Consider the following 14,715-nt stretch of genomic DNA (forward strand, 5'->3'; position numbering starts at 1 on the left):
GCACTGGGAGATCAAGACAAATCAACGCAGAGTCAGTTTTGGGATGGTCGCGCTCGGCCGTTACGGCGTGCTCTTCAAGTTGGCGACTTGCCCGAGCTTGGGACGCAAGGATAGGCGGACGATAGCGGTCACCCGCTACCAAGGCTCAGATTTTGCGCTCCAAACTACGATTTTGTACGATTTCTAACGCTAGGTGGTAGCGCCCCAACGTCGGCAGATCAGCATCTACAGCAACGACTGTTTGCTGGGCGTGCCTAAGCCGGTTTGCCGAAAATTGGCGGCGATGAGATGGGTGACCTTGGGCTCGGCCGCGGCGCCGAATTTGCGGATGGCGTCCTGAACGGCCCTGTCGGTATTGGTCACGCGCTGGTGTTGCCGCAAGTGCTCAAGCCAAGACGCGACCATAAACGTCTCCAGAAAGCGTCCGCTCTCGGCGGCGTCTTCGAAGACGTCCCAGGAATATGCGCCATCACGCCTTCGTTGTTGCTCCAAGTCTCTGATGGAGACGAGGAAGGCTTCGCGGCGCTCCGCGGAGATGCGGTACTCGACCGTAATCAGGACTGGCCCGCGGTCAGCGTCTGCCTCGATTGCCAAGACAGGTGAGGGCCAGTGCATCGAGGGCGCAAGATCGATGCCTGCACCGGTTTGAAGCTTCCAGCGCCAGGTCAACGCGATTCCTGCGACGGCGCCCGCAGCGGCTAGGAAGTGCGCCGTAGGCAAGCCGAGTCCAGAGGCAATTTGACCCCAGAGCGCGCTGCCAGCGGTCATCGCGCCGAAGAACACGGTGACGAAGATCGCCAACCCCCGGCCGCGCACCCAGTCCGGCAGTGAGACCTGAACTGAGACATTGACCGTCGCAAGGACGCCGATCCATGAGATACCGGCGATCAGGCACGCCGCAAGTCCGATCTCCGCGTGACGCGCGATGCCCAGGAGGATCAGACTAAGCGCCGTGCCGGCGGTGCCGGCCGCAACGAGCCCGTTGGGCCCGAAGGTTGTCTTCATCCAAGGCAGTATGAACGCACCGATGACGGCACCCACGCCGATCGCTCCGAGCAAGATGCCGTAGAGTGCTGGACCGCCCGCGATCTGATTGCGCGCCACGAGGGGGAGCAGTGCCCAATAGGCGCTCGCGAAGAAGAAGAACGCCGCCGCCCTGACGAGTGTCGCACGAAGCTTCGGATTGAATCGCGCATGGCGGAAGCCGATCACCATGGCGCCAGCGAGACGTTCCGGTGGAAGCGCGCTGCCTTGCGAAGACGCCGGGCGCCACCACAGGAGCGCTCCGATCACGGCGAAATTGCTCAGAGCATTGATCCAGAAGGGGGCCGCGATGCCGAACCCGCCGATGACGGCGCCACCCAGCGCCGGCCCGATGGCTCTGCTGATGTTGACGCCTACGCCGTTGCCGGCCACGGCCGCGGCCAGGTCTTGCCTCGGGACAAGCTGAGGGACAACCGACTGCCATGCGGGCGCGGTGAACGCAGCGCCGGCGCCGAGCAGAAACGTGAACAGCAGAAGGATGGGCGGAGTGACGAGGTTAAGCCCGACGAGCACCGCACTTGCTGCCGCGATGATTGTAAGGACGATTTCACAACCAATCATAAAACGGCGTTTGTCGACAGTATCCGCCAGCGCGCCAGCCGGCAGCGCGAACAGGAACATCGGAAGGCTGCTCGCGACCTGAACCAGGGAGACGGTGAGGGGATTGGCATCGAGGCTGGTCATCAGCCATCCGGACGCAGCGTTGTACATCCAGGTGCCGACGTTGGCGACGACGGTTGCGATCCAGACAACCGTGAACGTGGTGTGCCGAAACGCGATCCACGGGGAAGTGTCGGGCACCGTCGACGATGGATCCGGCTTTTCGTTGGATAGGGGCATTGATTCACTCAAACCATCGAACCCGCGCAAGGCTGGCGGTGTCGGATCAAAATGCTCGAGAATCCGAGCGTCGCGTCAGTCGTTCGTCGGTTTCAACACGGTGGTGTAGTTCGCCGGTAGCCACTCGAACCGGCCATCGACCGAGCGGATATGTCCGATTCCAGGAAAGGCGATGTGAGCCGCCGCGATCCACGTCGACGTCCGCGCGGCCCGAGCGAAGGCTGCCGTGCGTTCCAGTTCCGCCGACAGCGGATTGCTGTCGTAAGTCACGGTCACGGCGGGATCGGGAAACTGGATCGGCGCAACATGGACGAGATCGCCCCAGACAAGCAATGTTTGCCCTCCGCTCGAGACCTCGTACGAGGTGTGTCCTAGGGTGTGCCCGGGAGTAGGAATTGCACGAATCCCCGGCGAAAGCTCCTGACCTTCCGAGAAGGGCTTCAGCCGGCCGGATTCCCTGTAGGGCTTCAACGAGGCGCGATCGCCTTCGAACATCGGCTTGAGGAATTTGGGAGCTTCACTCTCGTTCTTGGCGTCGAGCCAGTAGTCGAGGTCCTTCTGGTTGACCCTTATGGTTGCATTGGCAAACGCAGGCTTTCCTTCTGGAGCGATGCCGCCGACGTGATCGGCATGCAAGTGCGTGAGATAGATCTCGTCGATCTGCTCCGGTCTGTATCCGGACGCGCGCAGATTTTCGAGAAGGTGCCCGCAACATGCGCCATAGAGGCTGCCGGCGCCGCTGTCGATCAGAATGAGCCTGTCTCCCGTGTTGACCAAGAAGGCATTGATCGAGCCTTCCACGGGAGCTGCGAGATCGGAGGCGGCGAGCACGGCATCCCCTCTACCGGGATGGCTTTCCGCGAGCTTCACGGCTTTCCGGTCTCCGCCCGGCATCGTCTCGTTCCTGGTCATCACGTCGTGGACTGGAAACGGATGGGTCCCGTCGAGCAAGGCCGTTATCTCCATGCGCCCGAGCATGATGCGATAGAAGCCCGGCGCCTGGGTGCGTACCTGGGGAGCGCCGGCATGCACCTGGCCGTGAGACAGCAGGGATACGAATGTCAACATCGCGACGGTGCGGATCGGCTTCATCCTTGTCTCCTCATCGCCAGGTGTCCCGGTTCAGTCGACGGCATGACATGGTGCGGTTGAGGATTTCATCCGTTCCAGCCCTTCAGAAAATCGAGAAGAAGCTTGTTGACCGCTTCCGGTTGTTCTTCCTGCGGAAGATGGCCGCAACGTTCGATCGGGGCGACCGAGAGGGTTTCCGCCATCTCGCTCCAGACCGCCTTCATGTCGAAGAGACGGCCGACGGCGCCGAAGTCTTCACCCCAAAGGGACAGCACGGGACGCCGGATCTTCTGCTCCGCGTCCTCGAGATCCTGCGCGATGTCTTCTGCGCTGGCGCGATAGTCGGACATCGCGCCCCGTACGGCGCCAGGCGCGCTGTAGGACTTCACGTAGGTCTCGAACGCCTCGCCGGAGATCGTCATCGGGTCGTGGCACCAGTCGGAAAAGAAGTGACGAAGCCAGATGTCCTCGCGTCCCGCGATCAGTGCCTCCGGCAGGTCGGGGATCTGGTGGAACATGAAGAACCAGTATTCGCGGGCGACTTTCGCAGTCATCTCGCGCGCGACGATGCGGGTTGGAACGTTATCCATGACGACGAGGCGATCGACCAGATCCGGGTGGTCCTTGACCAGGCGGGTCGCGACCCGCGCGCCGCGATCGTGTCCGATCAGTGCCACGCGCCCCACGCCGAGTGTCTTCAAGAGCTCGACGATGTCGTTGGCCATCGTCCTCTTGTCGTAGCCGTTCGGCGGTTTGTCGGTCTCGCCGTATCCGCGCAGGTCCGGCGCGATTACCCGGTAGTGGGGGGCAAGCGCCGGTATCTGGAAACGCCAGGCGAAGCTGGTCTCCGGGAAGCCGTGCAACAGCACGATCGGAGGACCGGCCCCAGCCTCCAGATAGAACTGGCGGATGCCGTTTGCTCGGCAGGTTGCGCGACGAATGGTGGTCACCGATGTCATGCCCGGAGTAAGAGGTTTCCGGGCACGATCCTTGGTCAAGTCGGAGGGGACTGATTGCAGGTTGTCACGGCGTTTTGCACGATTGCGTCGCTGTAGTTGCGGAAACGGTCGGTTGGGGCACCGAATTTTACCCTGGCGGCGGTTCCAAGATCGGGAAAAAGTCCAAGACGCGCGGCGATGTTCGGGATTGCATGTTCGTAACGACCAGCAACGCAAGGGAGAACGAGGATCCGCGAGGTGGACATGGTACCCCGAACGGACGGCTTCGGGATCGAGGATCAGGCAGCAACTGCGTGAACGCACGGGGACTTCATCACGTCACAGCAATCATCGGCGACGTGCGGCGCGCCGCCGGCTTCTACGCGGGTGTGCTGTCGCTCAATCGGGTCAAGAAGACCGTCTGCTATGACGACCCCGGCAGTTACCACGTCTACTACGGCGACGACGTCGGAAATCCGGGCACCGTAATGAGCACGCTGGCCTGGAATTGCGTGACGCCGGGGCTGACCGGCGCCGGCGAGGTGGTGCAGACCGCCTTCCGCGTCGCAGGGGATTCACTCGACGGGTGGGCCGATCGGCTCGCTTCTGCGGGTGTGCCCTATCGATCGGAGGTGTCGCCCTTCGGCGAGCGTACGCTCTGTTTCTCGGATCCCGATGGTACGGCCCTCTCGCTGATCGAGACATGGGAGGGACGATCGGGGCAGGCGGACCCAAACTCCAAGGCCGATCTCGCGCTGCGCGGCCTTCATGGCGTCACGCTGAATGTCCGCGAGGAGGATGAGACCATCGACATCCTCCAGAAGGTTTTCGATTTCCAGCTGGTCTCTCAGAGAAACGGTGCCATGCGCTTCGTGGCTCATGACGGTCCGGGCGGGACGATCACCTTGCGCATGATCGGAAAGTCATCGCGGGGGCGCCTCGGCGGCGGCACCATCCGGCACGTCGCCTTCCGCGCGAGCAATCTCGACGATCGATCGGAGATGGTCGAGAAACTCCAGTCGGTGTACGGCATCGTGGTGAGCGATCCCATCGAGCGGACCTACCTGAACGCGGTCGGCTTCCGCGCCCCCTGCGGCGTGCTTTTCGAGATCGCGACCGACGGCCCGGGTTTTGCGGTCGACGAGGCGCCGGAGCAGCTCGGCCAGCAACTTCAGCTTCCCGCCTTTCTCGAAGAGCGTCGCGCCGAACTGGCGGCGATCCTGCCTCCGCTCGCTTGAACTGCCTGTCGACCATCGCGAGCCCGACCTTCCATGAAATCGGTCAGTCGCGGGCACATGAAGTCAAGGAATGCTCTCACGCGAAAGGGCAGCCGCGGTCCACCGTGATAAAGCGCATGAATTTGTTCCTCGTCACCTGCCGTGCCCTTGAGAACCTCGACCAGGCGGCCAGCCGATATGTCGTCGCGGACGTGATAGTCGGCGAGCCTTGCAAGGCCGATGCCCGCGATTGCCATTCGCCGCAGGCTTTGAGCGTTGTTTGCGAGCAGCGAGCCGCTGATTGCCCGGTCGGCAATTCGCCCGCTCTCCTTCAGAGGCCAGACCGGGGCAGAGCGCCGGAAATTGAATCCCAGGCAGTTGTGACGTGAAAGGTCCTGAACCCTTTTTGGCTCACCTAGCCGATTTATGTAGTCTGGAGATGCGACGATCCTTCTTTTGACGACCCCGATGCGTCGGGCAACCATCGCGGAGGCTTGCAACGGCCCGACCCGGAAGGCGACATCGGTCCGGTCGAGGTACATGTCGACGATTTCGTCGGAGAGCGAGATGTCGACCACGATCTCAGGGTGTGCTTGCCAAAAGGCGGGGAGCAGAGGCTCGAGGCCGAGAATGCCGAAGGACACCGTGGTGTTGACCCGGATCGTCCCGCCGGCCGCCGCTGCACCCCGAGAAATGCCGCGTTCGATGCCATCGAGTTCGGCCAGCAGTGCAACACTCTTGTCGTGGTACATCCGACCCTCTGACGTCAGCGACAGCCGCCGCGTCGAACGCTCGAACAGTCTGACGCCGAGCCGCGCCTCGATCCTTCCGATGAGCTTGCTGACGGTTGACGGTGTCATCAACAGTCGACGGGCTGCCTCGGAATAGCTCTGGGCTTCCACCACACGGAGGAAGACCTGCATTTCCCCGATGCGATTATCCATCGTGTATCCATCTATGAAACCGTTTCACAGATAAAGTGGAATTGGAGCGGATTATCAAGTCCGCCAAATGTCACCTATGCTGGGTCATCGTTTCGTTTTGCGATCGATTTTCCTGCTGACACGCCACTGTCGGATCGGTGACTTGAACGAGGACGACTATCGCTCTAAGAGGAAAATCGGTGCGGCGGACGTGATCTGCAGGTGGTCCTTCGGACTCATGATGGCGGCATATCCAATGATGGATAGCTTTGAATACCCCGATGATGGAAGAGTCTGATAGTACGACCGGCGGCTTCTACGGTCGTCGCCTCAGCCAGCACCTGGGAATGGAGGGTGACTGCCTGCTGCGCATCAAGCGCGAAGGGCAGTTGGCACTGGCGATGACCCGGCTGACCTGCTCTCAATTCGTTCGGGAGCGGACCGCGGTCATTCCTTCCGAACCGGCCTTCAGCATCCTGCAACAGCTCGGTGACCTCGATCGGCATTCCTGTTGGCTCGCTGGACGACCGAGATATTCGGGAGCTTTCGGTGCGGGGACCGTGAGCGTCATCAATCTGATGGACAACCCTCAATGTGAGTTCAAAGGCCCGTTCGATGCCGTTCAATACTACGTGCCCCAGACGGCCCTCGACGAGTTTGCCCGTGAGCACGGGGCCAAACCGATCTCGACGCTCAAATGGAGCAGGGATCAGCGTGACCCCTTCCTGTCGACCCTGTCCAGCGTTCTGCTCAGTGCGGTGGAGCAGGATCCGACGAGCAATCAGCTCTTCGTCGATCAGATCGGGTTGAGTGTTCTGGCCCATTTCGCCCAAACCTATGGCGGAATGCGCCCACAAGGAAAAGCTGCGGGTGGAGGCCTTGCCCCCTGGCAGGAGCGTCGCGCCAAGGAAATCATGCGAGCGCGTCTCGCCAGCAATCTGACGATTGCCGACGTCGCCGCCGAATGCAAGTTGACGCCAAGCCACTTCGCCAGATCGTTCCGGCGCAGCACGGGCGTTGCCCCGCACGAATTCCTGTCCCAGCTTCGCATCGACGAGGCGAAGCGCCTCATGCAGAGCACCAAGCTTCCGCTCGCCGACATTGCACTGATCTGCGGCTTTGGCGACCAGAGCTACTTCACCCGGGTGTTTTCCCGCAACGTGGGGGCCAGCCCCGGAGCATGGCGAAGGGCCCGCTCCGAGGGCTGACGCAAGCAGGATCCTGTCTCAAGCGGGTCGGATCATGTCGCGGGCGTAGGCCAGGCCGATCCCGTATCCTCCGGCATGAGATTCGACGATGGCGCGTGCGCCATCGTAGGTTTCATGCCTCGTCCAATCGCGCTGCATCTCGAGCAGAACCTGGATCCAGGATGTGAGGCGGGCGCCTGCGGCCTGCATCCGGCCGAGAGCCAGTTCGTGACTCGCAGTCGTCAATCCTCCGCAGGCGTCGCCGACGACGTAGACTTCCAAGCCGGCTGACAGTGCAGAAAGCACCGCGAACGTCACGCATGCCTCGGTCAGCAGACCCGAAACGATCAGGCGGCTTCGACCGGTGGCCAGAACGGCCGCGCGCGCCTTGTCGTCTTCCCACATGTTCATGCTGCGCCGGTCGATCGGCTCGACGCCTGGAAGCGCCGCCTTGACCGCCGGCATCAGCGGCCCGCTGTACACTTTCGTCGCCGAGGTGGAGGCGACGACCGGCAGGCCGAACACGGTCGCGGTCTTCGCGAGCGCGACCACGCTGTTCATGAGAACCTGCCGGTCGATCGACCCCACTCCGAAAGCCAGGCCGGCCTGTTGGTCGATCAAAAGCAGGGCGCAGTCCCTGGGCTCGAGCAGATGAAGCGGATTCGGGGCCATCGACTTTCTCCGGTTAGGCCTTCAGGAACGCGAGGAGGTCTGCGTTGACCTGGTCGGCATGCGTCGTCGCCGTTGCGTGCGGAGCGCCCGGATAAATCTTCAGCTTGGCGCCCTTGATCATCTCGGCGGCCAGCTTGCCCGTGTAGGGGAACGGCACGACCTGATCGTCCTCGCCGTGAATCACCAGGGTGGGCACGTCGATTTTGGCCATGTCGGGCCGGAAGTCGGTTTCCGAGAACGCGGTCACGCAATCGATGGTCGCCTTGAGCGACGCCTGAAGCGCGATCTGAAGGGTCTGCTTGAAGACGCCTTGCGACACCTTCGTGCCGTGGTTGGTGCCGTAGAAGAGGGGGCTGAAGTCGTCGAGGAATTGCGCACGGTCCTTCACCAGGCCGGCCTTGATGCCGTCGAACACCGACTTGTCGACACCGTCATGGTCCGCGGTCTTGACGAAGAGGGGCGTCACGGCGCTGAGCAGGACGAATTTGGCGACCCGCGACGTGCCGTGCCGCGCCACGTAGCGCGCGATGTCTCCGCCGCCCATGGAGAATCCGACCAGCGTCACATCCTTCAGGTTGAGATGATTAACGATGTCAGCGATGTCGTCGGCGAAGGTGTCGTAGTCGTAGCCCGTCCAGGGCTGGCTCGACCGGCCGAAGCCCCTGCGGTCGAACGCCACCGTTCGATAACCGCGCTCGGCGAAGAAAAGCATCTGCGCGTCCCACATGTCCGCGCTGAGCGGCCAGCCATGGCTGAACAGGATCGGCTTTCCGCTTCCCCAGTCCTTGTAATAAAGCTCGGTGCCGTCCCGCAATTCAAGCAAGGCCATCGTTCGCTCCTGTGACGAATTGATGAAAACCGAACGGCATTCTGCAAGGCGGTTCGGTCCTCCTGCCCGCAAGTTTGCGGATACGGCGCGGATTGGCTTGCACGATCTGCGCGTCGTTTGGACATGCTGGCGATCTCCGACCGGCGCTGCGGACATGCGCCCGGCAATTCGCCGCACGTGAATGATCATCGCGCCGAAATCCAAGCCGCGACGAAATCGTCCAAGCGTTGGCCGGCGTTCAGGGTTCACGATACAGCCGCCCATCCATCCCCTTTCGCTCGATCGCTCATGCCGATCGCAAGGAGAACTTCTCGATGTCGAAACTCGATATGCTCACCCCCGACAACAGCGCGATCGCTCTGATCGACTACCAGCCGGCCATGTTCCAGGGCGTTCAATCGCATGACCGCCTCGTCACGGTTAACAACGTCCAGATCCTGGCAAAGGCCGCGAAGCTCTTCAAAATTCCGACCGTGCTGACCACGGTGGCGCGGGATTCCTTCTCCGGCCCCTTCATGCCGGAAGTCGCCTCGCTGTTTCCGGAGCACGACATCATCGACCGCACGTCGATGAATTCCTGGCTCGACGCGAACTTCCGCAAGGCGGTGGCTGCCACCGGTCGCAAGAAATTCGTGCTGGCCGGTCTCTGGACCGAGGCCTGCGTGATCTTTCCGACCCTGGACATGCTCAAGGAAGGTTACGAGATCTACATTGCCGCCGACGCTTGCGGCGATCTCTCGCTCGAAGCCCACAACCGCGCCATGGAGCGCGCCATCCAGGCAGGAGCGGTTCCCATCACCTCGTCGCAATACGCCTACGAGCTTCAGCAGGACTGGGCGCGCAGCGAGACCTACGAAGGAATGATGGACATCCAGCGCGCGCATTCGCCCTACGGAATCCAGATCCGCTTCTCGAAATGGGCACTCGGCGAACATGCCTCCGAAGGGGGCGCGAAAGCCGGCTGAACCTCCTCCAATTGCGGATCGCCGTGATGAAGATCTATCTGTTGTCCCTTGGCGCCGGCCTGTTGGTCGGCGCCATCTACAGCCTTCTCAACGTGCGCTCGCCCGCGCCGCCGCTGGTCGCGCTGGTCGGGCTTCTTGGCATCCTCGCCGGTGAGCAGATCGTTCCCGTGGCCCGGCAGCTGTTGTCCGGGCACGGGCTGGCGTCGGCGTGGCAGCAAGCCAAGTGCGCCCCGCACATGTTCGGCATGCTGCCCGGTCGTCAAAACGACCAATCGAAAAATGCCGCCTCGGTGGACGGCCAGGAGAAACATTCATGAGCTCCGCACCCGATATCATCCTGCATCGTGGTCTGTTCACGACGCTCGATCGCTCGAACCCGGCGGCTTCGGCGGTCGCGATCGCCGATGGCCGCTTCGTCGCGGTCGGGCACGATCATGACGTGATGAAGCTGGCGGGGCCGTCCACGAAGATCGTCGATCTCAGGGGACGGCGCGTGTTGCCGGGCCTGATCGACAACCACCTTCACATCATCCGCGGCGGTCTGAACTTCAACATGGAGCTGCGCTGGGACGGGGTACGCTCGCTCGCCACTGCGATGGATATGCTGAAGCGGCAGGTCGCCGTCACGCCACCGCCGCAGTGGGTCAGAGTGGTCGGCGGATTCACCGAACACCAATTCGCGGAGAAGCGGCTTCCGACGATCGACGAGCTCAACGCCGTCGCGCCCGACACGCCGGTCTTCCTGCTGCATCTCTACGATCGGGCCATCCTGAACGGCGCGGCGCTGCGGGCCGTCGGTTATGCGAAGGACACGCCCGAACCGCCGGGCGGCGAGATCATGCGCGATACCAAGGGCAATCCGACGGGTTTGCTGCTGGCCAAGCCCAACGCCAACATCCTCTACGCGACCCTTGCCAAGGGCCCGAAACTTCCGTTCGATTATCAGGTCAATTCGACGCGTCATTTCATGCGCGAACTGAACCGGCTCGGCGTCACCGGTGCGATCGACGCCGGCGGAGGATTCCAGAACTATCCCGACGACTACGCCGTCATCCAGAAGCTGAGCGACGAAGGCCTCCTGACGATACGACTCGCCTACAACCTTTTCACCCAGAAGCCCAAGGGCGAGAAGGCAGACTTCCTCAACTGGACGAAAACCTCGAAGTACAAGCAGGGTGACGACTATTTCCGGCACAACGGTGCCGGCGAGATGCTGGTGTTCTCGGCGGCCGACTTCGAGGATTTTCGGGTCGCCCGTCCGGACATGCCTGCGGAGATGGAAGGCGAGCTCGAGGAGGTCGTTCGGGTCCTCGTTCAGAACAAATGGCCGTGGCGTCTCCATGCCACCTACGACGAGACGATCTCACGGGCGCTGGACGTGTTCGAGCGGGTCAATCAGGACATGCCCCTGGAAGGGCTGCACTGGTTCTTCGATCACGCCGAGACGATCTCGGACCAGTCGATCGATCGCATCGCGGCGCTCGGCGGCGGCATCGCCGTGCAGCACCGGATGGCCTATCAGGGCGAATACTTCGTGGAACGGTACGGAGCGGGAGCCGCCGAGGCGACGCCGCCGGTCAAGAAGATCATCGACAAGGGCGTCAAGGTGTCGGCCGGTACGGACGCGACCCGCGTTGCGTCCTACAACCCGTGGGTCTCTCTGTCCTGGCTCGTCACCGGCCGGACCGTCGGCGGGTTGCGCATCACGCCCCAGCGCAATTGTCTGGATCGCGAGACGGCGCTGCGGATGTGGACCGAAAACGTGACGTGGTTCTCGAACGAAGAGGGTAACAAGGGTCGGATCCAGGTCGGCCAGCTCGCCGACCTCGTCGTCCCGGACCGCGACTACTTCTCGTGCAGCGAGGCCGAGATCGCCGATACGACTTCGCTGCTGACCATGGTCGGAGGCAGGATCGTCTATGGCGCGGGAGACTTCTCCAAGCTGGAGAGCGTCACACCGCCGCCCGCCATGCCGGACTGGTCGCCGGTCCGCCGCTTTGGCGGGTACGCGGCCTGGGCCGACGACACGGCAAAGACGAAGGATACCAGCCTCGCGATGAAGGCCATGCAGATGTGCGGCTGCGCCAATTCCTGCGGCGTCCACGGACACGACCATGCGGCGGCCTGGTCGAGCCGGTTGCCGGTCTCCGACCTCCGAAGCTTCTGGGGCGCGCTGGGGTGCGCCTGCTGGGCGGTCTGACATGCCTGCCGCAGCCACACCGAACCGGATCTCCGTGATCCTGCGCTGGCCGCTTCTGTGGCATGCGGCCAGGCTGGCCCTGGTATCGGCCTATCTGCTCGGCGGCTTCACCAAACTGCTCGATTTCGCGGGCGCGGTGGCCGAGCAGGAACATTTCGGCCTGTATCCGGGCTGGCTGTGGGCGACCGCCGCTATCGTGGTCGAACTCGGCGGGTCTCTGCTTGTCGTCGTGAATCGTTTCGTGTGGCTGGGGGCCGGCGGGCTCGGCATCCTGACGTTCGTCGCGATGCTCACCGCAAACGCGTTCTGGACCATGGGCGGCCATGAGAGATTCATGGCCACGAATGCCTTCTTCGAGCATCTCGGCTTGATTGCGGGCCTTGTCATCGTATCGATTCTGTCCAATGAGACTTCGCATCACCCGGACCGGGCGCGGCGATCTCAATCCGTCCAAGGAGTTTCCTGATGAAATCAACACGGATGTTCGCTGTCGTGGCGTTGGCGGCGGCTGTCGCGGTGAGCTCGCCGGTCGTCGCCAGGGAAGCAACGAAGTCGAAGGAGCAGGCTGTTGCCGTTGCCCCGCAATACGACACAACGCACGTCTACGTCGCGCCTGAGGACGTGGACAAGTTCGTATCCAGTTTTCTGGCCACGTTTGGCGGCAAGAGCACCAAGCAGGTGGTGGCAACCGTAACGCCCACGCCGAGCAGCACCACGTCGCAACTGTTGCAGACGCCTGTCGGCACCGTCTCGCTGTTCGGCTTCAAGACGCCCATCCCTTATCCTTTCGGGGCCGAACGTAACGGCTACCTCGTCGGCGACATGGACGAGGCGATCAAGGCGGCCCGCGCTGCGGGGGCTGACGTGATCGTCTCCACCTTCCCGGATCCCATCGGGCGCGATGCGGTGGTCCAGTGGCCCGGCGGCGTCAACCTCCAGCTCTACTGGCATACGACGAAACCCGACTACGCTCCCTTCGAGCGGATTCCGGAGAATCGCGTATACGTCTCGCCCGACAGGGCCGCCGCCTTCACCCGGAGTTTTCTTGCCTTCTCCCGCGGCAAGGTCGTCTCGGACGACGCGAAGGCGCCCGGCGTCGAGATCGGAAGACCCGATTTGACCTACCGGCGCATCCGGATCGAGTCCCCATTCGGGAAGATGGTCGTGTTGGTCACCGACGGTCATCTGCCCTATCCCTACGGTCGGGAGACGACGGGTTATGAAGTCGCTGACCTCGCAGCCACCCTCGGCAAGGCGAAGGACGCCGGCGCCACGGTGCTGGTCGAATCCTACACGTCGAGCAGCCGGTCTGCTGCGTTCGTCATGTTCCCCGGCGGGTACGTCGCCGAGATCCACTCCCTTGGCCCGAAGAGTGCATCGCGGGCGGACGCCAAATGAGGTGACGTCCGCCGATGCTGGCACGGGGCGATATGCGCAACTTCTGGATCGTTCTGACGCTTGCGACCCTTGGCGCCAGCGTCGGGTTCGCGCGGGCCGAGGACGCTGCGGTCTCCAAGCGGCCGGCGATCCAGGCGAACCGCTGGGCAGAGGACTGGTCGGTCCTTGCCGATCCCAGGTTGCGTACCGAACCGTTTGACGGGCTCAAATACATCCCGCTTTGGGCCACCGATCCGAAAAGCTACGTCTCGCTGGGGGCGACGCTGCGCGAACGCTTCGAGACCAATAGCGCAGCGGCGTTCGGCACCGGCAACACGTCCTCGGACAGCTATCTCATACAGCGTTTGCAGGTCCACGCCGACATTCATTTCAACGAGAACTGGCGCGCCTTCGTGCAGCTCGAGGACGATCGGGCCTTCGACAAGCTCAGCATCTCCCCTGTCGACCAGGACCGTGCCGACCTTCGCCTTGCCTTCCTCGAATACGTCAACATTTTCGCGGGCGGGACCCTGAAGGCGCGCATCGGACGACAGGACTTCGCCTTCGACCTGCAGCGCTTCGTATCGTCGCGGGATGGTCCCAACGTCAGACAATCATTCGATGCGATCTGGGCCGACTGGGAAACCGGCGTCTGGCGCTTCATCGGCTTTGTCAGCCGCCCCGTCCAATATTTCGACGTTCGCCCTTTCGACGACACCTCGAACGACAACTTCCGCTTCAGCACGCTCCGGGTCGAGCGGAAGGTCATGGGTGACAACGAGCTGTCGGGCTACTACTCGCTGTACGAGCGGAAGAGCGCCAGATATCTCGATGCATTGGGCGACGAAAGCCGTCACGTTCTGGATGCGAGATTCGCGGCGAAGTCCCAACAGTTCGACTGGGATCTCGAGGCCATGGGGCAGGCGGGCCAGGTGGGAGCGAAGGATATCCGTGCCTGGGCCGTCGGCACGCGGATCGGATATACATTGACCGGTGTTCCCTGGCTGCCCCGCATCGGCCTCCAGTTCGACGCTGCATCGGGCGACCATCGCTCCGGAGACGGAACGCTGGGAACGTTCAATCCGCTGTTCCCGAATGGCTATTATTTCACGCTGGCCGGATATGCGGGATATGCGAACATCCTTCACCTCAAACCCTCTATAACCATCAGTCCCGCGGACCGGCTGAAGGTGATGGGAGCGATCGGCTTGCAGTGGCGCGAAACGACGGCCGACGCGATCTACGTCCAGCCCAGCGTGCCGATAGCGGGCACCGCCGGGATCGGCAGCAATTGGACGGGAGCCTACGGTCAGCTTCGCATCGACTACGCGTTCAACGATCATCTTACGGGCGCCATCGAGGCCGTGCATTTCGATGTCGGCGACACGATCATCCGCGCCGGCGGACACACCAGCAATTATCTGGGTGTCCAGCTTCAATATGGTTGGTGAC

General features: G+C 62.6%; 14 protein-coding genes. 8 read left to right on the plus strand and 6 right to left on the minus strand.

Annotation, left to right across the window (positions count from 1 at the left end):
- Positions 1-225: 225 nt before the first annotated feature.
- The 3 genes from AAFG50_RS09565 to AAFG50_RS09575 all read right to left on the minus strand — a co-directional run bounded on the left by AAFG50_RS09565 (position 226) and on the right by AAFG50_RS09575 (position 3,914).
- Entirely contained in the window at positions 226-1,884 is a 1,659-nt protein-coding gene (locus AAFG50_RS09565; protein WP_028174170.1) for an MFS transporter, read from the minus strand.
- 75 nt (positions 1,885-1,959) lie between these two features.
- Positions 1,960-2,976: an MBL fold metallo-hydrolase gene (locus AAFG50_RS09570; RefSeq protein ID WP_028174171.1), complete on the minus strand. Its 1,017-nt coding sequence runs from the start codon at positions 2,974-2,976 to the stop codon at positions 1,960-1,962.
- Positions 2,977-3,041: 65 nt separating this feature from the next.
- A complete protein-coding gene (locus tag AAFG50_RS09575; RefSeq protein WP_039183903.1) occupies positions 3,042-3,914 on the minus strand; it encodes an alpha/beta hydrolase in 873 nt (290 codons plus the stop codon).
- Positions 3,915-4,207: 293 nt separating this feature from the next.
- On the opposite strand from AAFG50_RS09575, the gene AAFG50_RS09580 reads away from it, so the two are divergent.
- Complete coding sequence (locus tag AAFG50_RS09580; protein ID WP_028174173.1) at positions 4,208-5,131, plus strand: ring-cleaving dioxygenase; 924 nt, start codon at positions 4,208-4,210, stop codon at positions 5,129-5,131.
- Here AAFG50_RS09580 and AAFG50_RS09585 read toward each other — a convergent pair.
- Positions 5,065-6,054: a LysR substrate-binding domain-containing protein gene (locus tag AAFG50_RS09585; RefSeq protein ID WP_028174174.1), complete on the minus strand. Its 990-nt coding sequence runs from the start codon at positions 6,052-6,054 to the stop codon at positions 5,065-5,067. The two genes, AAFG50_RS09580 and AAFG50_RS09585, sit on opposite strands and share 67 nt — an antisense overlap.
- A gap of 260 nt (positions 6,055-6,314) precedes the next feature.
- Here AAFG50_RS09585 and AAFG50_RS09590 point away from each other — a divergent pair, with 260 nt between their 5' ends.
- Positions 6,315-7,241 carry an AraC family transcriptional regulator gene (locus tag AAFG50_RS09590; protein ID WP_028174176.1) on the plus strand — a complete coding sequence of 309 codons (927 nt, stop codon included), beginning with the start codon at positions 6,315-6,317 and terminating at the stop codon, positions 7,239-7,241.
- An 18-nt stretch (positions 7,242-7,259) separates the two neighbouring features.
- On the opposite strand, the gene AAFG50_RS09595 is transcribed toward AAFG50_RS09590, so the two are convergent.
- Positions 7,260-7,892, minus strand: coding sequence for a hydrolase (locus AAFG50_RS09595; protein WP_028174177.1), 633 nt, complete (start codon positions 7,890-7,892; stop codon positions 7,260-7,262).
- A 13-nt stretch (positions 7,893-7,905) separates the two neighbouring features.
- Positions 7,906-8,721: an alpha/beta hydrolase gene (locus AAFG50_RS09600; protein WP_028174178.1), complete on the minus strand. Its 816-nt coding sequence runs from the start codon at positions 8,719-8,721 to the stop codon at positions 7,906-7,908.
- A gap of 314 nt (positions 8,722-9,035) precedes the next feature.
- Here AAFG50_RS09600 and AAFG50_RS09605 point away from each other — a divergent pair, with 314 nt between their 5' ends.
- The 6 genes from AAFG50_RS09605 to AAFG50_RS09630 are packed head-to-tail and all read left to right on the plus strand — an operon-like array spanning position 9,036 to position 14,714.
- Positions 9,036-9,686, plus strand: coding sequence for a hydrolase (locus AAFG50_RS09605; RefSeq protein ID WP_011089697.1), 651 nt, complete (start codon positions 9,036-9,038; stop codon positions 9,684-9,686).
- 26 nt (positions 9,687-9,712) lie between these two features.
- Positions 9,713-10,003: a XapX domain-containing protein gene (locus AAFG50_RS09610; protein WP_028174179.1), complete on the plus strand. Its 291-nt coding sequence runs from the start codon at positions 9,713-9,715 to the stop codon at positions 10,001-10,003.
- A complete protein-coding gene (locus tag AAFG50_RS09615) occupies positions 10,000-11,886 on the plus strand; it encodes an amidohydrolase (protein ID WP_028174180.1) in 1,887 nt (628 codons plus the stop codon). The genes AAFG50_RS09610 and AAFG50_RS09615 overlap by 4 nt, the downstream gene beginning before the upstream one ends.
- A gap of 1 nt (position 11,887) precedes the next feature.
- A complete protein-coding gene (locus AAFG50_RS09620) occupies positions 11,888-12,352 on the plus strand; it encodes a DoxX family protein (protein WP_028174181.1) in 465 nt (154 codons plus the stop codon).
- The gene (locus AAFG50_RS09625) at positions 12,352-13,284 is read left to right on the plus strand and encodes a hypothetical protein (protein ID WP_028174182.1); all 933 of its coding nucleotides are present in this window, start codon (positions 12,352-12,354) and stop codon (positions 13,282-13,284) included. Before AAFG50_RS09620 ends, AAFG50_RS09625 begins: the two co-directional genes overlap by 1 nt.
- 14 nt (positions 13,285-13,298) lie before the next feature.
- On the plus strand, positions 13,299-14,714 hold the full coding sequence (locus tag AAFG50_RS09630; RefSeq protein ID WP_028174183.1) for an alginate export family protein: 1,416 nt from the start codon (positions 13,299-13,301) through the stop codon (positions 14,712-14,714).
- Position 14,715 lies beyond the last annotated feature (1 nt).

Origin of the sequence: Bradyrhizobium sp. B039, assembly GCF_038965675.1 — a bacterium.
In the GTDB taxonomy this organism is placed as follows: Bacteria; Pseudomonadota; Alphaproteobacteria; order Rhizobiales; family Xanthobacteraceae; genus Bradyrhizobium; species Bradyrhizobium diazoefficiens.